The sequence below is a fragment of the Brachybacterium huguangmaarense genome (assembly GCF_025725725.1).
In the GTDB taxonomy this organism is placed as follows: Bacteria; Actinomycetota; Actinomycetes; order Actinomycetales; family Dermabacteraceae; genus Brachybacterium; species Brachybacterium huguangmaarense.
In genome coordinates this window covers 1,281,506-1,303,851 of record NZ_CP107020.1, presented here as the reverse complement: position 1 = coordinate 1,303,851, position 22,346 = coordinate 1,281,506, and the positions used below count along the sequence as shown (strand labels likewise).

Below are 22,346 nucleotides of genomic sequence, written 5' to 3'. Positions count from 1 at the left end.
GAGGCATCCACGATAGAGTGCCGCGCTGTGAAACTCACAACCATCGGATGCGGGTATCTCGGCGCGGTGTACGCGGCGGCGATGGCGTCGCTCGGGCATGACGTGGTCGGTCTGGACGTCGACGAGGCCAAGGTCGCGGCCCTCAACGAGGGCAGGGCACCGTTCTACGAGCCCGCCCTGGACGACCTGATCGCCGAGTCCCTGCGCACGGGACGTCTGCGCTTCTCGACCGACTACGCCCAGGCGGCCACCCAGCAGGTCCATGTGATCTGCGTGGGCACGCCCCAGCAGATCGACGGGCCTGGCGCGGACCTGCGGTACGTCGACGCGGCCCTGGACGCCCTCGCGCCCCACCTCGATCGGTCCCCGGACGGTCCCAGCCTCGTGGTGGGCCGCTCGACCGTGCCGGTGGGCACCGCGACCCGTCTGCGCGAGCGTCTGGCCGCCGCGAGCTCTGCGGCCCTGCTCGCCTGGAACCCCGAGTTCCTCCGCGAGGGCTTCGCCGTCGAGGACACGCTGCGGCCCGACCGGATCGTCTACGGCCTGCCCGAGGACCCCGACGAGGCCCGCCGGGCCCGGGAGATCCTCGACGCGGTCTACGCGTCGCCGCTGGCGGAAGGCACCCCCCTCGTGGTCGGGAACTACGCGACCGCCGAGCTGGTCAAGGTATCGGCCAACTCGTTCCTGGCCACGAAGATCTCGTTCATCAACGCGATCGCGGAGGTGTGCGAGGCCAGCGGCGCAGACGTGTCCACGATCGCCCGCGCGATCGGCTACGACGACCGGATCGGTCCGAAGTTCCTCCGCGCCGGCATCGGCTTCGGCGGCGGATGCCTGCCCAAGGACATCCGGGCGTTCATGGCTCGGGCCGGAGAACTCGGCGTCACCGACGCCCTGTCGTTCCTGCGGGAGGTCGACACCCTCAACAACCGTCAGCGCGACCGGGTCGTCAACATGACCCATCGAGCGCTCGGCGGGACGTTCACCCACAAGCGGATCGCGGTGCTCGGCGCCGCCTTCAAACCCGACTCCGACGACATCCGCCAGTCCCCGGCCCTGTACATCGCCTCCAAGCTCTCCGGACGCGGAGCCGACGTGGTCGTGACCGACCCCGCGGCCGCCGACAACGTCCATGCCCAGCGCCCCAACCTGGCCATCGCCCCCGATGCCCTCACCGCCGCCCAGGGCGCCGACATCGTGCTCCTGCTCACCGAGTGGGCCCAGTTCCGCGCCCTGGACCCCGTCGCGCTGCGCGAGGTCGTCGCCACGCCCTGGATCATCGACGGCCGCAACGCCCTCGACCCGCAGCGCTGGCGCGACGCGGGATGGACCTACCAGTCCATCGGCCGCCCCTGAACCCGGCGGGGACCCGACGCCGATCCTTTCGGCGCCAATCCGGCGCCGAGCCTCCCGGTGCGAGGGCTCTCCCGATCCCCTCGGCTCCGGCTTCCTGGGCTCCAGGGGACGTCGGGCTCTATCGGACTCTGGCCTCGTGCCTCCTGGGCTCCAGCTCCCGGGCTCTGTGGGACTCTGACCTCGGGCTTCCTGGGTTCCAGCTCCCGGGCTCGCTCTGCGCCACGCCGCTCCGCACAGGCCCGCGCCCGTCGCCCCCATCTTGAGTTCTGCGTTCTGGTCGCGACGTGACATCGACATCTGCGTTTCGGTCGCCACCCGACATCGATATCTACGTTTCGGTCGCCACCCGACATCGACATCTGCGTTTCGGTCGCCACCCGACATCGACATCGACGTTCTGGTCGCTATCTCGCGCTGATAGCGACCGAAACGCAGAACTCGATGAGGGCAGGGCCGCGCCCGGGCACCGTCGCGAGCCCGGGCGCCGCCGGGACTCCGCGCGGCGCCGCAGTCCTGTGGCCTCCTCGGCGATGGGATCGAGGGCAGGGCGCGACCACCGCGGTCGACGCGCACCCTGCTGTCGGCCCCCGGCCGTCAGACCTCGTCGGCCCCTGCCAGCCGCCGGATGCGCCGCACGACCTCCCGGGCCTGCGCGGTCGTCCCGTGCTCGGGGCCGACGGCGCGCTCGGCGTCCTTGACCAGCTCGTCGGCCTGGTAGAGCGCGCTCTCGAGCTCACCGGCCTCGGCGCACGCCTCCGCGAGCTCCATGCGCGCGGCCATCACGACGGCGTCGGTCGGCTCATGCCGCTCGAGCAGGGCGGGCAGCGCGGCGTAGGCGCGGCGCATGCGCTCCCCCGGCTCGACGGCGGAGGACGACTGCTCGGTCACGGGGTCTCGATCGGGCACGCGGCCCCTCCTTCTCGCTGGGCGGCCGCCCGCACGAGCTCGGCGGCGAGCGCCGTGCGGTCGGGGGCCGGGAGCCCCGCGCCGTCGAGCGCCGGGGGCACGGTCTGGTCCAGGCGCATCCATCCGGCCGGGGCGCCCTCGCGTCCCGCCGTCACCTCGCCGTCGGGCGCGGAGATGTCGATCCCGAAGATCGTGTGGAAGGCGTCGACGAACTCCCCCGCGTTGCCCTCCTGGGCGAGCCGTCGCGCGCGCGTGGCCGGCGAGTGCATCACCTTGGCCAGGATGCGGCGGATCGAGCGCTCGACATCGGCCGCGAGCGCGTCCGCCTCGTCCTGGGCCCGTCCGCGGCGCAGCCGGGCGATCTCGGCGTCGGCGGCCTCGTTGACGCTGCGCCGCAGCGCCGCCATCGCGGGGTCCACGCGCCGGAACTCCTGGCGCGAGCGGAAGCTCTCGACGCCCTCGGCGACGATCTCGCGGGCCGCGGCGAGCGCGGGCGCCGCGCTGTCGTCGGCCTCGATCGTGAGGTCGGTCAGGTCCAGGACCTGCACGTCGGCCAGGTGCCGGACGAGCGGGTGCAGATCGGAGTGCAGCGCGAGGTCGAGGATGAGCGTCGGCCCGACCTGCAGGAACAGCTCGGGGAACAGGCTCGTGCCGCGGCCCGAGCAGGCCAGCACGAGGTCGGCCTCCCGTAGCCGCTCGGGCAGCTGGGCCGCCTCGATCGCGGCGACCCCCTGCCGCTCGGCGAAGGCGACCGCACGCCCCGAGGCGGAGTGCACGTGCACGTCGCGCACGCCGCGCCGCGTCAGCTCGGCCACGCCCAGGCGCGCGTACGCGCCGGTGCCGATCACGAGCACGCTGCGGTGCTCGAGGGGCCCCAGGATGTCGGCCGCGCGGTCGAGCGCGATCGCGACGCCGCTGCGACCGGCGGCGCCGACGGGCGTGCGCGCGGCGACCCGCTTGGCGTACCGGAAGCCGATCTGGAACAGGTCGTTGAGCATGGGCGAGGTGTAGCCCGCCGCATGCGCCCGCTCGAACGCCGCATGGACCTGCCCTGCGATCTCGGCCTCGCCGAGCACGATCGAGCGCAGCCCCGCGGTCACCTCGTACAGGTGCTCGGCGACGGGGGCGCCCATCGCGGCCTCGAGGCACAGCGAGACCTGCTCGGCGCTCAGGGAGCTCGTCGCGGCCACGGCGCGCGCGGCGAGATCCACGCCGTCGTGGAAGCGGTGCGCGTCGAGGTAGATCTCCAGACGGTTGCAGGTGGAGACGACGACCCAGCCCGCGAGCGGTGGCGTCGCGTCCTCGGCGGCCTCGACGGTGTCGGGCTCGGGGGCGCCGGATTCGAGAGCAGCGACGTCGACGGCCTCGACGGCCTCCCCCGCGGCCTGGGCGTTGAGCTTCTCGATGACGTGCCCGAGGTGCTCGGATCCCCGGGTGAGGGCATCGAGCACCCCGAGATCGAGGTGCTCGTGGGTGGCGCGGAGGGCGACGAGCATGCCTCATGGTAGGCACCCGGGACCTTCGGCGGATCCGGCGGGACGACCCGGGTGAGGCGTCCCACACGCTCCGCGACATGTGCGCGCACTCCGCCGCCGGGGCGTGCACAATGGACGGACGATGGAAACAAACCGCACGTCAGAGGCCACTTTTGACGACGGGGCGTCAGAAACTGGCGTCGCCGTCATGCCGTCGTCCCGGCCCTCCGTCCTGCCCGCCGACCACCCGCTGCAGCGCCCCGCGAGCGCCGGCGGCACGGCCGACGCCCCCCTCCTGCGCCGCTACCGCGGCGAGGCCGTCGAGGCCGCGCCGAGCGTGTGGTTCATGCGCCAGGCCGGACGCTCCCTGCCCGAGTACCGGCGTGCCCGCGAGGGCACCGGCATGCTCGAGGCCTGCCGGCGCCCCGACCTCGTCGCCGAGATCACCGTGCAGCCCGTCCGCCGGCACCGGGTGGATGCCGGCATCTTCTTCTCCGACATCGTCGTGCCCGCCCGCCTCGCGGGCCTCGACGTCGAGATTCAGCCGGGCCGCGGTCCCGTCTTCGCCCATCCGATCCGCACCGAGGAGGACGTGCGGGCCCTCCCATCGCTCGGCGACGACTACGAGGCCGCCCTCGAGCCGATCCGCGAGGCCGTGCGCCTCACGACCGCGGAGCTGGGCCCGGTGCCCCTGATCGGCTTCTGCGGCGCCCCCTTCACGGTCGCCTCCTACATGGTCGAGGGCGGCCCGAGCCGTGACCACCTGCGCACCCGCGCCCTCATGCGCGAGCGCCCCGAGGTGTGGGCGCGCCTGGCCGCGTGGGTCGCCGAGGCCTCCGGCCGCTTCCTGCGCGCGCAGGTCCTGGCCGGCGCGAGCGCGGTCCAGCTGTTCGACTCGTGGGTCGGCTCGCTGTCCGAGGACGTCTACCGCCGCCACGTGCTGTCCCATTCGGCCGCCGTGCTGGACACCGTCGCCGACCTCCCGGTCCCGCGCGTCCACTTCGGGGTGGGCGCCGCCCACCTCCTGAGGGCCCTGCACGACGCGGGCGCGACGGTCGTGGGCGTCGACCACCGGCTGCGGCTCGACCGCGCGCTCGACCTGCTCGGGCCGGGCGTCCCCGTCCAGGGCAACATCGATCCCGCCGTGCTGTTCACGTCCGAGGCCGCCCGGTACGCCGAGGCCCGGGCCGTGCTCGACGCGGGCGCCGGCGCGCCCGGCCACGTCGTGAACCTCGGCCACGGCGTGCCCCCCGAGACCGACCCGCACGTGCTCACGGACCTCGTCTCCTTCCTCCACGCGGAGCCCGCCCGCTCATGACCGCACGCACCCTCGTCGTCGGCGGCGGCATCGCGGGACTGCTCGCGGCGCGCCGCCGTGCCGCGCGCGGCGACACGGTCACCGTGCTCGAGGCCTCGGACCAGGTCGGCGGCGCCGTGCGCGCCGTCGAGGTCGGCGGCCTCGAGGTCAACGCCGGCGCCGAGGCCTTCTCCGTGACCTCGGGCGCCGTCGAGGACCTGCTGGGCGAGCTGGGCCTCGCCGCCCAGATCGCGGCCCCCGCCGCGGGTCGCGGAAGCCGTCTCGTCTCCGACGCCGGCTCCCTGCCCTCCCCCCGCGGCGGCCTGCTCGGCATCCCAGGACGACCGCTGTCCCGCGAGGCCCGCGCCGTGCTCGGCACCGCGGGCGCCCTGCGCGCGGCCGCCGACCGCGCCCTGCCCTCCCGCTGGGGGCTCGCCGACGGCGTGACCATCGGCGCCTACGTGCGCCGCCGCATGGGCCGTCGCGTCGCCGAGCGCCTCGTGGCCCCCGTCGTGGGCGGCGTGCACTCCTCGGATCCGGAGACCCTCGAGCTCGCCGCCATCCAGCCGCGCCTGCCCGCCGCGGTGCGCGAGCACGGCTCGCTCGCCGGGGCCGTGCGCGCCCTGCGTCCGCGCCGGTCGAGTGCGGGCACCGCGGTGCGCTCGGTGACCCCGACGATGGCCGAGCTGCCGCGCGCGCTGCGCCGCGAGCTCGAGGCGGCCGGCGCGGTCGTGCGCACGGGCGTGCGGGTCACGGGCCTCGAGCGGGACGGCTCCACCTGGCGCGCCCGCCTCGAGACGGCGGGCTCGACGCCCGGCGCGGCCCCCGAGCTCCTCGAGGCGGACTGCCTCGTGCTCGCCGTGCCGCCCGACGCGGCGCGCGCCCTGCTCACCGACGCCGCCCCGGACCTCGCCCGCGCGATCCCCGAGGCCCCCTCCTCCCCGGTGCGCCTCGTCGTCCTCGTGCTCGACGCCCCCGCCCTCGACGCCGCCCCCTCGGGCACAGGCGCCCTCGTGGCCCCGGGCACGCGCGGCGTGCGCGCCAAGGCGCTCACCCATGCGAGCGCGAAGTGGGACCACGTGCGCGAGGCCGCGCACGGCCTGCACGTCGTGCGCCTGTCCTACGGGCGGCCCGGCGAGGCGCTGCCCGCCGACGACAGCGCCCTCGAGGCAGACGGCGGCGCGAGCACGATCGTCGACCGCGCCCTGGCCGACGCCTCCGCGATCCTCACCCGCGACCTGGACCGCACGCAGCTGCGCGGCGCCGCCGTCGTCACCTGGCCCGACGCCATGCGCCAGGCGCTGCCCGGACATCGGGAGGCCCTCGACCGCCTCGCCGAGCTGCTCGCCGAGGGCGACGACACCCTCGAGCTCGTCGGCTCGTGGCGCGACGGCACCGGGCTCGACGCGATGGCCGCCGCGGAGCGACGTCGCCGGCGGCCCGACCCGGGCTCGTCCGGCCCCACCGACCCATCCACCACCGCCTCACCCGCCTCGGAAGGACGTCCACGATGACCGACCAGCACGCAGCCCCGACCGCTCCCGCCGGCGAGGGCGGTGAGGGGCGCGAGATCCTGCGCTACACCTCGTACACCGTCTTCACCCGCACGGGCGCGCCCGGCGGTGAGGCCGCGGCGCCCCAGCAGCTCGCCGCGGAGATCGACCGCGTCGTGGCCGCGATCGAGGGCCTCGACGTGACCGTGCGCGGTTTCTACGACGCCTCCGGCTTCCGCCCCGAGGACGACCTCCTGGTGTGGCTGATCGCGGAGCGCCCCGAGAGCCTCCAGCACGCCCTGCGGGTCCTCGAGCGCTCGTGGAGCGCCGACGGCCTCGGGCGCGCCTGGAGCGCGGTCGGCGTGCACCGCCAGGCCGAGTTCTCCCGCACCCATGCCCCCGCGTTCATGTCCCCCTCCCGCACGGCGCGCGAGTGGCTCACGGTGTACCCCTTCACCCGCTCCTACGAGTGGTACCTGCTGCCCGAGGAGGAGCGTCGCGAGATGCTCATCGAGCACGGACGGCTGGGCCGCGACTTCCCGCAGGTCAACGCCAACACCGTGGCGGCCTTCGCACTCGGCGACTGGGAGTGGCTGCTCTCGTTCGAGGCCGACGACCTCCACGACCTGGTCGACATGATGCGCCATCTCCGCTACTCCCGGGCCCGCCTGCACGTGCGCGACGAGCTGCCCTTCCACGTCGGACGCCGCCTCGCCACCTCCGCCGAGGTCGCCGCGCTGCTCGCCTGAGCCCGACCCCGTCCCCGTCGCCGAAGAAAAGGACACCATGAGCATCCATACCGCAGCCCAGGCCACCGCATCCGCAGACCCCGAACCGATCGAGGCCGAGTCCCTCGAGGCCACGTCGAGCGAGAGCGGCACGGCCGAGGCCGTCGCGTCGATCGCGCGCACGCCCGCCCCGGCGCCGTACGACGCGATCCTGTTCGCGTCCTTCGGGGGCCCCGAGGGGCAGGACGACGTGCTGCCCTTCCTGCGCAACGTCACCCGCGGCCGCGGGATCCCCGACGAGCGCCTCGAGGAGGTCGCGGGCCACTACCGCGCCCTCGGGGGCCGCTCGCCCATCAACGACCAGAACCGCGCGATGATCGCGGCACTGGAGAAGGAGCTCGAGGGCCGCCTGATCGACCTGCCCGTGTACTGGGGCAACCGCAACTGGGAGCCCTACACGGGCGATGCGATCGCCTCCCTCCACGCCGACGGCCACCGCCGCGTGCTCGCGCTCGTCACGAGCGCCTACTCCTCGTACTCCGGGTGCCGCCAGTATCGCGAGGACTTCGCCCTCGGACTCGAGCAGCACGGCCTGTTCGGCGAGGTCACCGTCGACAAGGTCCCGTCCTACTTCGACCAGCGGGGCTTCCTCGAGCCCGTCGCCGACGGCGTGCGCACCGCGATCGCCGAGCTGCGCGCCGAGGGGCACGCGCCCGAGCACATCGAGATCCTGTTCTCGACGCACTCGATCCCGCTGACGATGTCCCGGACGTCCGGCCCGCCGATGAGCGGGTCCACCGACCCGCAGGTCGCCGAGGGCGGGTGGTACGTCGCCCAGCACCTCACCGCCTGCCGCTGGGTGATCGAGCAGCTGGCCGCTGATGACGACGACGCAGCGAGCGCGGACGTCGTCGACGCCGAGACCACCGCCGTGCCCTCGTGGCAGCTCGTCTACCAGTCCCGTTCCGGGGCACCGCACATCCCGTGGCTCGAGCCCGACATCAACGACGTCATCGGGACCTTGGCCGCCGACGGTGGGAAGACGGCAGTCATCGTCGTGCCGATCGGCTTCGTGACCGACCACGTCGAGGTCATCTGGGACCTCGACACCGAGGCGAAGGAGACGGCTGCCGAGCACCACCTCGGGTTCCGCCGGGTCGCGACCTCTGGGACGGACCCTCGGTTCATCGCGATGCTGGCCGACCTCATCGAGCAGCACCTCGTCCCCGGCACCACCCGGGTGCCGGCCGTCGGCTGCGGGGTGCCCGTCGGCACGTGCGGGCGCACCTGCTGCCAGGCGGCGCGCAGCGCCGACGCCCGACCGGATCCCACCGCCCAGCCCCTCGAGGACATCGCGGCCGGGCTGCGAGCGGCGACGGCCGCGCAGGCGGCGGCCGCCTCGGAGGCCCGCCCCGCATGAGCACACTGCGCATCGGCACGCGCGCATCGGCACTCGCGCTCGCCCAGTCCGCCCAGATCGGCCGGGAGATCGCGGCCCGGCTGCCGGGCGACGGCGAGGCGGAGCTCGTGCACGTGTCGACCCACGGCGATCGCGACCGGATCAGCCCGCTCGCGCAGATCGGCGGGACGGGCGTGTTCGTCACCGCCGTGCGCGAGGCGTTGCTCGCGGGCGAGGTCGACGCGATCGTGCACTCCGCCAAGGACCTCCCGACCCAGCCGGCCGACGGGATCGCCATCGCATGCATGCCCGCCCGCGAGGACGTGCGCGACGCCCTGTGCGCGCGCGATGGGCTCACCCTCGCCGAGCTCCCCACCGGGGCCCGCGTGGGGACGGGATCCCCGCGCCGCGCCGCTCAGCTGCTGCGCGCGCGCCCGGACCTCCACGTGGTGGGGGTGCGCGGCAACGTCGAGACCCGCCTCGCCCGGGCGCTGGGACCGACCGCCGACCTCGACGCGGTCGTGCTGGCCGCCGCCGGACTGCGCCGCCTGGACCGGGCCGACGCGATCACCGAGCTGCTCGACGTCGACGTGATGCTCCCCGCGCCCGCGCAGGGGGCGCTCGCCGTCGAGTGCCGCGCGAGCGACCTCGCCCTCGGCGGCGATCTCGCCCGGGCCGCCGATGCCGAGGATGATCCCGCGACGCGGGCCGCCGTCACCGCCGAGCGCGCCCTGCTGCGCGCGCTCGAAGCGGGCTGCAGCGCCCCCGTCGCGGCCCTCGGCACCGTGCGCGACGGTCAGCTCGAGTTGCGCGCGCTCGCCATCTCCCCCGACGCCGCGCACGTGTTCGAGGACACCCTCGTGGCCGCGATCGACCTGGACGCACCGCGCGAGGCGTTCACCGTGATCGCCGCCGACCTCGGGACGCGCCTGGCTGCCTCGCTCCTCGAGCAGGGTGCCGCGGAGGTGCTGGCCGCACCGCCCACGACCGCCGACGCCGTCGCCGCCCAGGAGGGCGCCGCCGTCGAGAACCCGGGCGAGCCCGCGTGAGCTCCCGCGTGCTCGTGGCCCGCCCGGCGGGCAGCGGCGACGCCCTCGCCGAGCGCCTGGGCGCCGACGGGCACGCCGTGGACCACGTCCCCTTCCTCGAGCTCGTGCCCGAGGACGGGGACTCCCTGCGCGAGGCCGTCGACGAGCTCGCCGCGGGCCGCTTCGCCTGGCTCGTGCTCACGAGCGCCGTCGCGGTCGACGCCCTGAGCCGGCTCGGCACGGCGGACACGTCGAACGCGGGACGCCTCGTCGTGCCGGTCACCACGCGCACGGCTGTCGTCGGCCCGGGCACGGCCGCCGCCCTGCGCGCCCGCTGTGTCGCGGCGGACCTCGTGGCGCGCGGATCGGGAGCGAGCCTCGTCGCCGAGATGCCCGACCCCTCGGGTTCCGAGGCCGTGCTGCTGCCCCTCTCGGCCGCCGCCGCCCCCACCGTCCCCGACGGCCTGGCCGCACGCGGATACCGCGTACGGCGCGAGACCGCCTACCGACCCGTCGAGACCGTGCTCGACGACCGCGTCGTCGACGATGTGCGCGCCGGCGCCTACGACGTGATGGTGCTCACGAGCTCGATGATCGCGCGCCGCGCCGCGGCCCTCGGACTCGCCGCCCGCACCCGCGTCGTGACCATCGGCACCCCCACGAGCGCGGCCGCCCGCGACGCCGGGCTGCGCGTCGACGTGCAGGCGGCAGCCCCCACCACCGAGGCCCTCGTCACAGCCGTGGCCGAGGCCCTGAGACCTACCCTGGAAGCGTGATGTCCGATCCTCTTATCCGTCCCCGTCGTCTGCGCACCACCGGCGCCGTCCGCTCGCTCGTCCGCGAGAACACCCTGCGCGCCGGCGACCTGATCCTGCCGATGTTCGTGCGCGAGGGCCTCGACGCGCCGCGCGAGATCGCCTCGATGCCAGGCGTCCTCCAGCACACCGAGGACTCCCTGGTCGCGGCCGGCCGCGAGGCCGTCGACCGCGGCGTCGGCGGGCTCATGCTCTTCGGCGTGCCCGAGACCAAGGACGCCGTCGGCTCCGGGGCCACCGACCCCGACGGGGTGCTCAACCGCGGGCTCGCCTCCCTCCGCGCCGAGCTCGGTGAGGCGACCGTGCTCATGGCCGACCTGTGCCTCGACGAGTTCACCGACCACGGCCACTGCGGCGTGCTCGACGATTCCGGTCGCGTCGACAACGACGCGACCCTCGTGCGGTATCGCGAGATGGCCCTCGCCCAGGCCCGCGCCGGCGCGCACATGCTCGGCCCATCGGGCATGATGGACGGCCAGATCGCGGCGATCCGCGACGCCCTGGACGCCGAGGGCTTCACCGACGTGGGCCTGTTCGCCTACACCGCGAAGTACGCGTCGGCGTTCTTCGGTCCGTTCCGCGAGGCGGTCGACTCGTCGCTCCAGGGCGACCGCCGCACCTACCAGCAGGATCCCGCCAACGGCCGCGAGGCGCTGCGGGAGCTCGCGCTCGACGTCGCCGAGGGCGCCGATCTGGTGATGGTCAAGCCCGGCCTGCCCTACCTCGACGTGCTGCGGGACGTCGCGCAGGCCTCCCCCGTGCCCGTGGGCGCCTACCAGGTCTCCGGCGAGTACGCGATGATCGAGGCCGCGTGCGCGCACGGCTGGCTCGACCGGGAGCGCACCGTGCTCGAGTCCCTGCTCGCCTTCCGCCGCGCCGGCGCGACGAGCGTCCTGACCTACTACGCGAGCGAGGTCGCCCTCTGGCTGCAGCGCGGCCTGCCCGAGCACCTGCGCGAGTTCGCCTGACCCCGACCGCCGGGCGAGCCGAGCCCGCGGCGCCCCGCGCCGCGCTCAGCTCGCCCCCGACGGCGACAGCCCCCGCTGCCGCCGGCCCGGGGCTCGTCCCCGGCCACCCACCCGTCGCCCCACCCCCCTGATGTCGACCCGGGAAGATCCCATGACCAACGACCAGACCGCCGTCCCCGCTCCGCTCGACCCCGACGCCGACCCGACCGACGGCGCGCTCTCCGAGGAGCTCTTCGCGCGCGCCCGCCGCGTCATCCCCTCGGGGGTCAACTCCCCCGTGCGCGCCTTCGGCTCCGTGGGCGGCACCCCGCCCTTCATCGACTCCGCGGCGGGCGCCCTGCTGCGCGACGTCGACGGCCGCGAGTACGTCGATCTCGTCGGCTCGTGGGGGCCGATGATCCTGGGCCACGCCAACTCCCTCGTCGTCGACGCGGTGCGCGAGGCCGCCGGGAGGGGCCTGTCCTTCGGCGCGCCCCAGCCGGGCGAGGTCACGCTCGCCGAGGAGGTGATCTCCCGCATCGGCCCCGTCGAGTCCCTGCGGCTGGTCAACTCCGGCACCGAGGCCACCATGAGCGCGCTGCGCGTCGCGCGCGCCGCGACCGGCCGCGACGTGATCGTGAAGTTCGCGGGCTGCTACCACGGGCACGTCGACGCGCTGCTCGCCGAGGCCGGAAGCGGCGTGGCGACCTTCGCGATGCCCGGGAGCGCCGGCGTCACCGCGTCGACCGCGCGCGACACCGTCGTCGTGCCCTACGGCGACCGGGCCGCGATCCGCGCGCTGTTCGCCGAGCGCGGCCACGAGATCGCCGCCGTCATCACCGAGGCCGCGCCCGCGAACATGGGCGTGGTGCCGCCGAGCGGCGGCGAGAGGGGCGACGGCGTCGGCTTCAACCGCTTCCTCGCCGAGACCGCGCACGCCGCGGGCGCCCTGCTCATCACCGACGAGGTGCTCACCGGCTTCCGCGCCTCGCGCGAGGGCTACTACGGCATCGACGGCGCCGTCTCGGGCGACGGGGCGTGGGCGCCGGACCTCATGACCTTCGGCAAGGTGATCGGCGGCGGCCTGCCCGTGGGCGCCTTCGGCGGGCGGGCCGACCTGATGGCGCTGCTCGCGCCCGGCGGACCCGTCTACCAGGCCGGGACGCTGTCGGGGAACCCGCTCGCGACGGCGGCCGGGCTCGCGACCTTCGCCCAGCTCGACGAGCACGCCTACAAGGCCATCGGCCGGGCGTCCTCGACCCTGCAGCAGCTCGTCGCGGACGCGCTCACCGCCGCGGGCGTCCCGCACGTCGTGCAGACCGCGGGGACGCTGTTCTCGGTGTTCTTCCGGGACGCGCCCGTGCGCACCTACGCCGACGCCAAGGCGCAGGACACCGGCGCGTTCGCCCGGTTCTTCCACGCGATGCTCGACGCGGGGGTCTACCTGCCGCCGTCGGCCTTCGAGGCCTGGTTCGTCTCGACGGCCCACGACGACGAGACGCTCGACCGCATCGCCGAGGCGCTCCCCGGCGCCGCGAAGGCGGCCGCGCAGGGCTGAGCCGGAGGGCCGGCAGGGAGCCACGGAGCCAGAGGGCCACGGATCACCGAGATCGTCGGATCCGTGGTATCGCGGGGACCCCGCTGATCCTCGAGGATCCGACCCGACCCTGCCGGCGTCCGCGGTCCGGACGCCGGCAGGGATACTGAGAGCATGCTTCCCGCCGCTGCGACTCACGACGCCCAGGAGGACGGCCGCCCGCCCGTCCTGCTGCGCCTCGTCCTGCCTCTCGTCCTCGCCGGCATCTGGTTCGTCGTCTTCGCGATCGGCGGGATGAGCTTCGCCAAGATCAGCGACCTCGCCTCCACCGATCGCTCCTCGTTCCTCCCCGCGAGCGCCGAGTCCACGGAGGTCCAGGACGCGCTGCCCGCATTCCTGGGATCCGACGCGATCCCGGCCATCGTGGTGGTCGAGCGCACCGACGGCCTCACCGCGCAGGACCGCGCCGCGCTCGAGACCCTCGCGGCGGCTGCCCCCGACCTCGTCCCCGGCGCCGCGTCGTCCCCGCCGATCCCCGCCGAGGACGGCGACGCGGCCCAGATCGTCGTCACCATCCCGTCGACGCTCGATGCCGGTGAGCAGGTCGAGGCCCTGCGAGCTGCGGCCGCGGACGCCCTGCCCCCGGGTGCGCACGCGTGGGTCGCCGGTCCCGCAGGGTTCACCGCCGATCTCCAGGAGGCCTTCGCCGGGATCGACGGGATCCTGCTCGTGGTCGCGCTCGCCGTCGTGTTCGTGATCCTCGTGGTCGTCTATCGCTCGCCCCTGCTCCCCGTCCTCGTGCTCCTCAGCTCGCTCACGGCGCTGTGCGGCGCGGTCCTCGTGAACGTCTCCCTCGCCCGGGCCGGGATCGTCGTCATCAACGGGCAGGTCCAGGGGATCCTGTTCATCCTGGTGATTGGCGCGGCGACCGACTACTCGCTGCTCTACATCGCCCGCTACCGCGAGGCGCTGCATGCTCATCGCTCACCTGCCCGTGCGACCTGGGCGGCGCTGCGGGGCGTCCTCGAGCCGATCGCCGCGTCGGGAGGAACGGTGATCGCCGGGCTCCTGTGCCTGCTGCTGTCGGACCTCACCTCCAACGCGGCGCTCGGACCCGTCGCCTCCATCGGCATCGTGTGCGCGGTCCTCACCTCGCTCACGTTCCTGCCGGCTCTCCTGGTGCTCGTCGGCCGTGCCGCGTTCTGGCCTCGCATCCCGCGCCCGGGGACGACGGCCGTGCCCGGCGGGGCCGCGCCGGGGCCCTCCCCCCGCCTCGGCCCGTGGGACCGGGTGGGCGGCCTCGTGGCCCGCGCCCCGCGGCGGCTCGCCGCCGGCGTGGCGCTCCTCCTCGCCGTGGGCTGCATCGGGTTGACCCAGCTGCACGCGGACGGGGTGCCCCAGAGCCAGTTCGTGCTCGGCGCGAGCCAGGCCCGCGACGGCCAGGCGGCGCTCGACCGCCACTTCCCCGGCGGCTCCGGCTCCCCCACCTACGTGCTCGCGCCCGCGTCCGCGCGCGCCGAGGTCGCCGCGGCGATCTCGGGCGTCACGGGGGTCGACGCCGACGGCGGCCTCGCGCTGACGGCCCAGGACTCACCCTCCGGTTCGCTGCCGGTCGACGCGAGCGGGAACGCGGATCCGAGCACGGCCCGCGGCCCCTTCGCGGGCGTCGAGCCCACCGTCGTCGACTCCCGGCTGCTGTTCTCGGTGACGCTCACGGCGCCCGCGGACTCGCTCGAGGCGGAGCAGACGGTCCGCGAGCTGCGGGCGGCGGTCGATCCGCTCGGCGCCGAGGTCGGAGGGTCGACAGCCGTGGATCTCGACACCAACGACACCTCGGTCGCCGACCGCACGCTGATCATCCCCGTCGTGCTCGCGGCGATCACCCTCATGCTCGCACTGCTCCTGCGCTCGGTTCTCGCGCCCCTCATGCTGCTGGCCACGACCGTGCTGAGCTTCGGCGCCGCGCTCGGTGTGAGCGCGTGGATCTTCACCCTGATCGGCCAGCCCGACTCCGATCCGTCGGTCCCTCTCTACGGCTTCGTGTTCCTCGTGGCCCTCGGCATCGACTACAACATCTTCCTCATGACCCGGGTGCGCGAGGAGTCGCTGCTCCACGGCACCCGGACGGGCGTGCTGCGCGGGCTGACCATCACGGGCGGCGTCATCACCTCGGCCGGGGTGGTCCTCGCCTCCACCTTCGCGGCTCTCGCGGTGATCCCCATCCAGTTCCTGCTGCAGCTGGCCATCATCGTCTCCCTCGGGGTCATGATGGACGCCCTGATCGTGCGCACCCTCCTCGTGCCCGCCCTGACGTACGCGCTCGGGGACCGGGTGTGGTGGCCGGCCCGGATCGCCCGTCGGCGCTGACCTCCCGCCTCGCACACCGGGGGGGATTGCCCGGGCATGCGCCCCGGAAGCGGGCTCGGGCTCAGGCCACGGACGGACGCCCCGCCCTCGAGATCGCCGTCTCGGGCGGAACGGCGGGGTGGCCACTGATCGAGATCGCCTTTTCCGGCGGAATCCAGCAGGAATTCCGCCGGACAAGGCGATCTCGATCGTCGAGGGCCCCTCCGCGAAGGGCACCCACCCGCGCGGGCCGGGACTCTCCCCTGGGCGGCGTCCGCGCCGAGCGGGGTGGACGGCTCACCTCCGCGGGTGCCGCCCGCGCAGCCCACACGAGTAGCCTTCCCTCACGATGGAGATCAACCCTTCCCTGGCGCGCCTGCGCATCCTCGAACAGCAGGACAGCGTGCAGATGCAGCGCGAGGCGGCGCCCGACGACGAGCTCGCCGGCTGCCCGGGCTGCCCGTACTTCTGGTCCTGCCCGGTGCCCCATCGTGCCGAGAACGTCGACGCGCCCCGGGAGATCGAGCTCGCCGACGTCGCCGATCAGCTCCCCGAGCGCGCCGAGTACCGGCCGCGGGACGCCGAGGACATCGGCTGGACCGACGAATGGGTCGAGGTCGAGGAACCCGTCGAGGACCAGCAGGCGAGCACGGCGCCCCCGCGCCGCCGGGGCCTGTTCCGTCGGCGCCGCCGCTGACCTGTCGCCGCGGACCGGCAGCAGCTTGACCTCGTCGCCTCCGACCGGCAGCCATTTGACCCGTCGCCACCCCGCAGCCGCTGACCGGTCCCTCGGCTACCTCCGCGGCACGTACTGCAGCGCCACGGCGCCCGAGGCGTACTCGGTGCGATCGACGAGCGTGAGGTCGAGCGGCCTCGAGAGCCCCGCGAACAGGGCGGGCCCGTGGCCCACCACGCGCGGGTGCACGACGAACTCGTACTCGTCGATCAGGCCCAGCTCGGCGAGCGCGAGCGGCAGCTGCACCCCGCCCAGCGCGATGCCCCGGCCGGGGGCGTCCTTGAGCTGCTGGACGGCCGCCGCCAGATCGCCGTGCACGAGCTCGGCGTTCCAGTCGACATGATCGAGCGTGCTCGAGACGACGTGCTTGCTCATGGCGTCGATCGTGCGGGCGAACGGGAGGGTCCAGTCGGGCATCTCCGGTGCCAGCGGCAGACGCCAAGCGCTCTCCATCATCTGATAGGTGACCCGGCCCAGCAGCAGCGCGTCGGACCGCTCGAGGTTCTCGGCGGCGCGGTGGTGCAGCTCCTCGTCGGCGATCCCCTCGCGATGGTCCACACAGCCGTCGAGCGTCACGTTGATCGAATACCGCAGGGGTCTCATGTCGGGAGGGTACCGCCAGGGCCGATCGATGCCCAGGGCGGCACCGTCCCGCCCCGCGCTCGGGTATGCGGCGTCATCGTCCGGCGGACTCCTCGAGCTCGACGATCGCCGCGAGCCGTTGCCGGGCCCGGCTCACCCGCTCGGCCCGGGCCAGCTCCCACCACGGATCTCCTCTTTCACCGAGCCCCTCCTTGGCGAGCTGGACGCGGCGACGCGCGCCGGGGCGTGCGGCGTCGTCGGCGGTGCGCACCGCCGACCGCGCCCGGCCGAGCGCGGACTGCAGGGACGCGCGCAGGTCGTCCGGCAGCTCGGGGTCGGCGGCGCGCCATCGACGGCCGTCGATCACGAGGTAGCGGCCGTCGGGCGTCCGGTCGACGTCACGGGATCTGCTCATGCCGCCACCGCCGTTCAGAGGACCGACCAGGCGGGCCCCCGGCGCAGCCGGACCGGGCCCCGCGCGGCCGTGATGTCGACGACCCTCTGCCCCTGCGTCACCACGATCGTTCCGTCATCGGCGAGGGCTCCCGCAGCGGCCCGGACATCGTCCATGAGGGCACGCCACGACGCGTCGCCGACGCTGCGTGCGACGTCGGACGGGCAGATCGACGCGCCCGGCGCGCGCTGTCCGAGCAGGCGGACGATCTCCTCGGCGAGCACCGAGGGGTCGATCGCAGCGGAGCGGCAGGCCATCTGAGAACCGTACGGCACGGCTCACCCCGGTCAGCGATGTTCGTGCCGGGCGATCGCCATCTCGTAGTAGCGCAGCAGGTCGTCGCTCGCGGCGTCCCACGAGCAGGCCTCGGCCTCGGTACGCGCGGCCGTGCGGATCCCCTCCACGAGCCCGGGGTCGCCGAGCCGGTCGATCGCCCGGTCGAGCGAGGCCTCGTCGCCCGCGTCGTAGAGCAGCCCGTCGACCCCGTCGGTGACCTGCTCGAGCGTGGGGCCGGAGCGGGCGGCGACGACCGGCAGGCCCGAGGCCATGCCCTCGAGGATCACGAGCCCGAGGGTCTCGGTGACCGAGGGGAAGACGAAGGCGTCCGCGCTCGCGAACGCCTCGGCGAGCTCCCGGCCCGACAGGAAGCCCGGGAACACGGTGCGCGTCCCGGCGAAGGTCCGCTCGAGCTCGGCGCGGAAGGGCCCGTCGCCGACGATCGCGAGGGCGACGTCGTCGCGGCGGTCCAGCATCGGGCGCAGAGACTGGATCTCCTTCTCGGCCGCGAGGCGTCCGACGAAGACCAGCAGCTTGGCGTCCGGGGTCCCGCCGCTCAGGCGCTCGCGCATGGCGCGCGACGCGAAGCGGGGGTGGTGGGCGACGGTGTCGACGCCGCGCCGCAGGACGTGCAGGTTCGGCATGCCGCGCACGGCGAGCTCGGCGCGCAGGGTCTCGGACGTCGCGAGGTTCACGTCGGCGAGCGCGTGGTTGCGGTCGATCTGCCACCAGATGAGCGGCTTGGACCACTTCCACGCCCGGTACAGGTCGAGGTAGCGCGGGATGTGCGTGTGATAGCTCGCGACGAGCGGGATGTCCTGGCGGTGGGCGGCGAAGGCCCCGGACGAGGCGAGCAGGATCGGCTGGGCCGCGTGCACCACGTCGGGGTGGAACCCGCGGATGATGCCGTCCACGGTGGGGCTGGGCAGGGTGAAGCGCCGGTGCTTGTAGAACGGCAGGGTCACGGGCCGGATGCCGACCACGCGCGCCCCCGCGTGCTCGTAGACGCCCAGGTCCGGTGCGATCACCATGACCTCGTGCCCGAGCGCGGTGAAGCGCTCGACGGCGTGCGACAGACGGGTCACGACCCCGTCGACGCTGGGCAGGTAGGTCTCGGTGACGAGCGCGATCTTCACGCCCAGGTGACCGTCGGCAGCACCAGCTCGCGCCGCACCCGGTCGGTGTTCTCGCGGCTGACCGCGAGGATCTCGGCGAGCACGTCGTCGGTCAGGAGGTGCGGCTCGAGGCCGAGGTCGAGCAGGTTGGTGTTGACCGCGTGGTAGTAGTGGTCGTACTTCTCGACCCGCGGGTTGTCCAGGTGCGAGATGGCGACCTCGAGGCCCTGGTCGCGCGCGACCCGCTGCACCTTCTCGGCGAGCTCATTGACGGAGAAGGACTCGGTGAACTGGTTGAACACGCGGAACTCGCCGCGCTCGGCGGGGTTCTCGCACGCGATCTCGATGCAGCGCACGGTGTCGGCGATGTTGAGGTAGCCGCGGGTCTGCGAGCCGCCGCCGTACACGGTCAGGTCGTGGCCGATGGCGGCCTGGATGAGGAAGCGGTTCAGCGCGGTCCCGAACACGGCGTCGTAGTCGAAGCGGTTCACGAGGCGCGGGTCGCGGCGGGTCTGCTCGGTCTCGAGCCCGTACACGACGCCCTGGTTGAGGTCGGTCGCGCGGACGCCCCAGATGCGGCACGTGAACATGATGTTGTCGCTGTCGTGCACCTTGGTCAGGTGGTAGAAGGAGCCGGGCTGCTTGGGGAACGGCAGGCGGTCCTTGCGGCCCTTGTGCTCGATCTCGATCCAGCCCTCCTCGATGTCGATGTCGGGCTGGCCGTACTCCCCCATCGTGCCGAGCTTGACGAGATGGCAGTCCGGGGCGAAGTCCTTGATCGCCCAGAGCACGTTGAGGGTGCCGGTCACGTTGTTGCGGTGGTTCTCGATCGCGTGCTCGCGGTCGATCATCGAGTAGGGCGCGCTGCGGTGCTCGGCGAAGTGCACGAACGCCTCGGGCTCGAGGTCCTGGAAGATCGAGGAGACGACGTCGTAGTCGGTCAGGTCGCCGATGCGGACGGCGATGTCCCGGCCCGACACCTCCTTCCAGGCGGCGACGCGCTCGGCGAGCGGCAGGATCGGGGTCATCGAGTTCGAGCCGAGCTCGGTGTCGATGTCGCGGCGCACGAGGCTGTCGACGATGGTGACGTCGTGACCGCGGTCGGACAGGTAGAGGGCGGTGGGCCAGCCGCAGAATCCGTCTCCGCCGGCGACGACGATCTTCATCGAGAACTCCTCCTGATGCTCGGGTGATGCCCCCACGCTATCGGGGGGACCTGCACGTCAGCTCCGCGGCGACGGGGATCCGACCGTCTGTTCGGCGTCCCGTCGCCCGCTCGTCACGTCGGCGCCCGCGCGACCGGGCCGGCGGACGTCGTCGTGGACGCCATGGCGGCCGATGGGCAGCATCAGCGGCCGTCCGGAGACGGGGTCGGTGATGACGCGCGAGGGGATCCCGAAGACCGCCTCGATCGTCTCCTCGGTGAGCACGCCGCCGGGGGCGCCGTGGGCGTGCACGCGGCCGTCGCGCATCGCGACCAGGCTGTCGGCGTAGCGGGCGGCGAGGTTGAGGTCGTGGAGCACCATGACGATGGTCGTGCCGCGCGAGCGGTTGAGGTCGACGAGCAGGTCGAGCACCTCGACCTGATGGTTGACGTCGAGGAAGGTGGTGGGCTCGTCCAGCAGCAGCACGTCCGTGCGCTGGGCGAGGGCCATCGCGATCCACACCCGCTGGCGCTGGCCGCCGGACAGCTCGTCGACGCTGCGCTCGGCGAGGTCGACGACGGCCGTGGCCTCGAGCGCCTCGGCGACCGCGGCGTCGTCCTCGGAGGTCCAGCGCTGCACGAGGCCGTGGTGGGGATGGCGGCCGCGTGCGACGAGGTCGACCACGGAGATGCCGTCCGGCGCGAGCGGCGTCTGCGGCAGCAGGCCGAGGGTCCGTGCAAGCTCGCGCGCCCCGTAGCGGTGCAGGTCGCGGCCGTCCAGCAGCACCTGCCCGCCCGAGGGGCGCAGCAGGCGCGACATGGTGCGCAGCAGGGTCGACTTGCCGCAGGCGTTGGCGCCGACGATCGCGGTGATAGCGCCGGGCACGGGCTCGAGGTCGAGCCCGTGGATGACCGTGCGGTCGCGGTAGCCGGCCTCGAGCGCGCCGAGCCTCAGGGCGTGGTCCTGGGTCACGACCCTCCTTCCCTCACAGCGAGCCCCCGCTGCGGTTGGTGCGGATGATGAGGTAGATGAGGTACGGGGCGCCGAGCACGCCCGTGATGACGCCGACCGGGTAGCGGGTGCCGACGAGCCACTGCCCCGCGAAGTCCGAGGCGAGCACGAGGACGGCGCCCACGAGGGCCGCGGGCACGAGCACGGGGCGGCCGCCGCCGGTCAGGCGGGCGGCGATCGGGCCGGCGAGGAAGGCGACGAAGGCGATGGGGCCCGAGGCGGCGGTCGCGAAGGCGATGAGGGCGACGGCGGACACGATCATCACGATCCGGGTGGCCTCGACCCGGACGCCGAGCGCCGCGGCGGCGTCCTCGCCGAGCTGCAGCGCCTCGAGGTGGCGCCCGGCGCCCAGCAGCAGCGGCCCGAGCACGAGCAGCGCGATCAGCGCCGGCACGGTCGTGAGCCACGCGGCGCCGTTGAGGGAGCCCGTCAGCCAGCGCATCGCCTCCTGCAGGTCCCACTGGGAGGCGCGGGAGAGCAGGTAGGTGGTCACGGACTCGAGCATCGCGGCGACGCCGATGCCGATGAGGATGAGGCGGGTGCCCGAGACCCCCGAGCGGTACGACAGGGCGTACACGGTGGCCGCCACCGCGAGCGCGCACACGATCGCGAACACCGAGGTGCCGATGGAGCCGAGCCCGAGCACGATGATCGCGAAGGCGGCGCCCGTGCCCGCGCCGGTGCTGATGCCGATCACGTCGGGGCTCGCGAGGGGGTTGCGCAGCATCGTCTGGAAGGTCGATCCGGCCAGACCGAAGGCGAGCCCCGCGACGATGCCGAGCACGGTGCGCGGCAGGCGCAGCTCCCCGACCGTGAACGACGCGCCGGGCACCGTGCGGCCCAGGATCACGCGTCCCACGTCGCCGAGCGAGTAGGTGGTGTGGCCGTACATGAGCGAGGCCGCGGCGAGCACGACGACGAGCGCGGCGAGCACGAGCAGGACCACGGTGCGGCGCACGGTCTGGGCCCGGCGGGCGCGTCGCAGGCGGGCCACGGTCGAGGGCCGGGGGGCGGGCGCGCCGCCGGCGGGGGCGGTCTCGGGGACCTCGACGGTCGCGCTCACAGCTCGCGCACCTTCTGTCGGCGCACGATCGAGATGAAGAAGGGGGCGCCCACGACGGCCGTGATGATGCCGGCCTGGATCTCGGTGGGCGGGGTGAGGACGCGCCCGACGACGTCCGCGACGGTGAGCAGGACGGCGCCCCCGAGCGCGGAGAAGGGCAGCAGCCAGCGATGGTCGGAGCCGCCCAGCAGGCGGCAGACGTGGGGGACGACGAGCCCGACGAAGCCGATCGGGCCGCACACGGCGGTGCAGACGGCCGCGAGCAGCACCGCGCCGAGGGCGGAGACGGCGCGCGCGAGCCCGACCCGGGTGCCGAGGCCCGCGGCCATCTCGTCCCCGAGGGCCAGGGCGTTGAGGCCGCCGGCCGAGAGCAGGCACAGGACGAGCCCGGCGGCCAGGTAGGGGGCGCCTTGGGCGAGCGCGTCCCAGGTGGCGCCGCCGACGCCGCCGATCTGCCAGGAGCGGAAGCCCTCGGCGAGGTTGCCGCGCGGCAGCACGACCGCGGTCGTGAGCGAGCTGAGGGCGGCGGTCGTCGCCGCTCCGGCGAGGGCGAGCTTGAGCGGGGTGGCCCCGCCGCGGCCGAGGGACCCCATCGCGTAGACGAGCACGGCGGTGATCAAGCACGAGCCGATCGCGG

The 22,346-nt window shown here is 74.3% G+C and carries 20 protein-coding genes and 1 pseudogene; 11 read left to right on the top strand and 10 right to left on the bottom strand.

Annotated elements, in window-relative coordinates; all coding sequences use genetic code 11:
• The first annotated feature begins 27 nt into the window (after positions 1-27).
• Complete coding sequence (locus tag BRM3_RS05760; protein WP_263595131.1) at positions 28-1,356, top strand: UDP-glucose dehydrogenase family protein; 1,329 nt, start codon at positions 28-30, stop codon at positions 1,354-1,356.
• Positions 1,357-1,950: 594 nt separating this feature from the next.
• Here the strand turns inward: BRM3_RS05760 and BRM3_RS05755 are convergent.
• Entirely contained in the window at positions 1,951-2,262 is a 312-nt protein-coding gene (locus BRM3_RS05755; RefSeq protein WP_263595130.1) for a hypothetical protein, read from the bottom strand.
• Positions 2,241-3,758, bottom strand: a complete 1,518-nt coding sequence (locus BRM3_RS05750; RefSeq protein ID WP_263595129.1) for a glutamyl-tRNA reductase — start codon at positions 3,756-3,758, stop codon at positions 2,241-2,243. Before BRM3_RS05750 ends, BRM3_RS05755 begins: the two co-directional genes overlap by 22 nt.
• Before the next feature lie 187 nt (positions 3,759-3,945).
• On the opposite strand from BRM3_RS05750, the gene hemE reads away from it, so the two are divergent.
• From hemE to BRM3_RS05700, 10 genes are all read left to right on the top strand, one after another.
• Entirely contained in the window at positions 3,946-5,055 is a 1,110-nt protein-coding gene (gene hemE / locus BRM3_RS05745; RefSeq protein WP_263595128.1) for a uroporphyrinogen decarboxylase, read from the top strand.
• The gene (gene hemG, locus BRM3_RS05740) at positions 5,052-6,548 is read left to right on the top strand and encodes a protoporphyrinogen oxidase (protein WP_263595127.1); all 1,497 of its coding nucleotides are present in this window, start codon (positions 5,052-5,054) and stop codon (positions 6,546-6,548) included. Before hemE ends, hemG begins: the two co-directional genes overlap by 4 nt.
• The gene (gene hemQ / locus BRM3_RS05735; protein ID WP_263595126.1) at positions 6,545-7,276 is read left to right on the top strand and encodes a hydrogen peroxide-dependent heme synthase; all 732 of its coding nucleotides are present in this window, start codon (positions 6,545-6,547) and stop codon (positions 7,274-7,276) included. The genes hemG and hemQ overlap by 4 nt, the downstream gene beginning before the upstream one ends.
• Positions 7,277-7,313: 37 nt before the next feature.
• Positions 7,314-8,675: a ferrochelatase gene (locus BRM3_RS05730; protein ID WP_263595125.1), complete on the top strand. Its 1,362-nt coding sequence runs from the start codon at positions 7,314-7,316 to the stop codon at positions 8,673-8,675.
• Entirely contained in the window at positions 8,672-9,703 is a 1,032-nt protein-coding gene (hemC, locus tag BRM3_RS05725; protein ID WP_263595124.1) for a hydroxymethylbilane synthase, read from the top strand. The genes BRM3_RS05730 and hemC overlap by 4 nt, the downstream gene beginning before the upstream one ends.
• Positions 9,700-10,458 (top strand): uroporphyrinogen-III synthase, encoded by a 759-nt coding sequence (locus BRM3_RS05720; RefSeq protein ID WP_263595123.1) that lies wholly within the window; start codon positions 9,700-9,702, stop codon positions 10,456-10,458. The genes hemC and BRM3_RS05720 overlap by 4 nt, the downstream gene beginning before the upstream one ends.
• A complete protein-coding gene (hemB, locus tag BRM3_RS05715; RefSeq protein WP_263595122.1) occupies positions 10,458-11,465 on the top strand; it encodes a porphobilinogen synthase in 1,008 nt (335 codons plus the stop codon). The genes BRM3_RS05720 and hemB overlap by 1 nt, the downstream gene beginning before the upstream one ends.
• A gap of 151 nt (positions 11,466-11,616) precedes the next feature.
• Positions 11,617-13,002 (top strand): glutamate-1-semialdehyde 2,1-aminomutase, encoded by a 1,386-nt coding sequence (gene hemL, locus BRM3_RS05710; RefSeq protein WP_263595121.1) that lies wholly within the window; start codon positions 11,617-11,619, stop codon positions 13,000-13,002.
• A 153-nt stretch (positions 13,003-13,155) separates the two neighbouring features.
• Positions 13,156-15,348 carry an MMPL family transporter gene (locus BRM3_RS05705; RefSeq protein ID WP_263595120.1) on the top strand — a complete coding sequence of 731 codons (2,193 nt, stop codon included), beginning with the start codon at positions 13,156-13,158 and terminating at the stop codon, positions 15,346-15,348.
• Between the two features lie 328 nt (positions 15,349-15,676).
• The gene (locus BRM3_RS05700) at positions 15,677-16,024 is read left to right on the top strand and encodes a hypothetical protein (protein ID WP_263595119.1); all 348 of its coding nucleotides are present in this window, start codon (positions 15,677-15,679) and stop codon (positions 16,022-16,024) included.
• 96 nt (positions 16,025-16,120) lie between these two features.
• On the opposite strand, the gene BRM3_RS05695 is transcribed toward BRM3_RS05700, so the two are convergent.
• From BRM3_RS05695 to BRM3_RS05660, 8 genes and pseudogenes are all read right to left on the bottom strand, one after another.
• Positions 16,121-16,666, bottom strand: a complete 546-nt coding sequence (locus tag BRM3_RS05695) for a dihydrofolate reductase family protein (protein WP_263595118.1) — start codon at positions 16,664-16,666, stop codon at positions 16,121-16,123.
• Positions 16,667-16,739: 73 nt separating this feature from the next.
• On the bottom strand, positions 16,740-17,060 hold the full coding sequence (locus BRM3_RS05690; protein WP_263595117.1) for a biopolymer transporter Tol: 321 nt from the start codon (positions 17,058-17,060) through the stop codon (positions 16,740-16,742).
• Positions 17,061-17,074: 14 nt separating this feature from the next.
• Positions 17,075-17,356: a DUF3253 domain-containing protein gene (locus tag BRM3_RS05685; protein ID WP_263595116.1), complete on the bottom strand. Its 282-nt coding sequence runs from the start codon at positions 17,354-17,356 to the stop codon at positions 17,075-17,077.
• Positions 17,357-17,386: 30 nt separating this feature from the next.
• Positions 17,387-18,511: a glycosyltransferase family 4 protein gene (locus BRM3_RS05680; RefSeq protein WP_263595115.1), complete on the bottom strand. Its 1,125-nt coding sequence runs from the start codon at positions 18,509-18,511 to the stop codon at positions 17,387-17,389.
• Entirely contained in the window at positions 18,508-19,656 is a 1,149-nt protein-coding gene (locus tag BRM3_RS05675; RefSeq protein WP_263595114.1) for an NAD-dependent epimerase/dehydratase family protein, read from the bottom strand. Before BRM3_RS05675 ends, BRM3_RS05680 begins: the two co-directional genes overlap by 4 nt.
• 57 nt (positions 19,657-19,713) lie before the next feature.
• Complete coding sequence (locus BRM3_RS05670) at positions 19,714-20,607, bottom strand: ABC transporter ATP-binding protein (RefSeq protein ID WP_263595113.1); 894 nt, start codon at positions 20,605-20,607, stop codon at positions 19,714-19,716.
• 13 nt (positions 20,608-20,620) lie between these two features.
• Positions 20,621-21,709 carry a FecCD family ABC transporter permease gene (locus BRM3_RS05665; protein WP_396127031.1) on the bottom strand — a complete coding sequence of 363 codons (1,089 nt, stop codon included), beginning with the start codon at positions 21,707-21,709 and terminating at the stop codon, positions 20,621-20,623.
• Positions 21,706-22,344, bottom strand: a pseudogene (locus BRM3_RS05660) (FecCD family ABC transporter permease); the annotation flags it as partial. The pseudogene BRM3_RS05660 and the gene BRM3_RS05665, both read right to left, overlap by 4 nt.
• Positions 22,345-22,346 lie beyond the last annotated feature (2 nt).

Bases quoted from the DNA above. Each gene is read 5' to 3' on its own strand.
- hemB (WP_263595122.1), top strand. From the start codon at position 10,458: ATGTCCGATCCTCTTATCCGTCCCCGTCGTCTGCGCACCACCGGCGCC.
- BRM3_RS05675 (WP_263595114.1), bottom strand. From the start codon at position 19,656: ATGAAGATCGTCGTCGCCGGCGGAGACGGATTCTGCGGCTGGCCCACC.
- hemQ (WP_263595126.1), top strand. From the start codon at position 6,545: ATGACCGACCAGCACGCAGCCCCGACCGCTCCCGCCGGCGAGGGCGGT.
- hemG (WP_263595127.1), top strand. From the start codon at position 5,052: ATGACCGCACGCACCCTCGTCGTCGGCGGCGGCATCGCGGGACTGCTC.
- BRM3_RS05730 (WP_263595125.1), top strand. From the start codon at position 7,314: ATGAGCATCCATACCGCAGCCCAGGCCACCGCATCCGCAGACCCCGAA.
- hemL (WP_263595121.1), top strand. From the start codon at position 11,617: ATGACCAACGACCAGACCGCCGTCCCCGCTCCGCTCGACCCCGACGCC.
- BRM3_RS05690 (WP_263595117.1), bottom strand. From the start codon at position 17,060: ATGAGCAGATCCCGTGACGTCGACCGGACGCCCGACGGCCGCTACCTC.
- BRM3_RS05695 (WP_263595118.1), bottom strand. From the start codon at position 16,666: ATGAGACCCCTGCGGTATTCGATCAACGTGACGCTCGACGGCTGTGTG.
- BRM3_RS05705 (WP_263595120.1), top strand. From the start codon at position 13,156: ATGCTTCCCGCCGCTGCGACTCACGACGCCCAGGAGGACGGCCGCCCG.
- BRM3_RS05750 (WP_263595129.1), bottom strand. From the start codon at position 3,758: ATGCTCGTCGCCCTCCGCGCCACCCACGAGCACCTCGATCTCGGGGTG.
- BRM3_RS05685 (WP_263595116.1), bottom strand. From the start codon at position 17,356: ATGGCCTGCCGCTCCGCTGCGATCGACCCCTCGGTGCTCGCCGAGGAG.
- hemE (WP_263595128.1), top strand. From the start codon at position 3,946: ATGCCGTCGTCCCGGCCCTCCGTCCTGCCCGCCGACCACCCGCTGCAG.
- BRM3_RS05700 (WP_263595119.1), top strand. From the start codon at position 15,677: ATGGAGATCAACCCTTCCCTGGCGCGCCTGCGCATCCTCGAACAGCAG.
- hemC (WP_263595124.1), top strand. From the start codon at position 8,672: ATGAGCACACTGCGCATCGGCACGCGCGCATCGGCACTCGCGCTCGCC.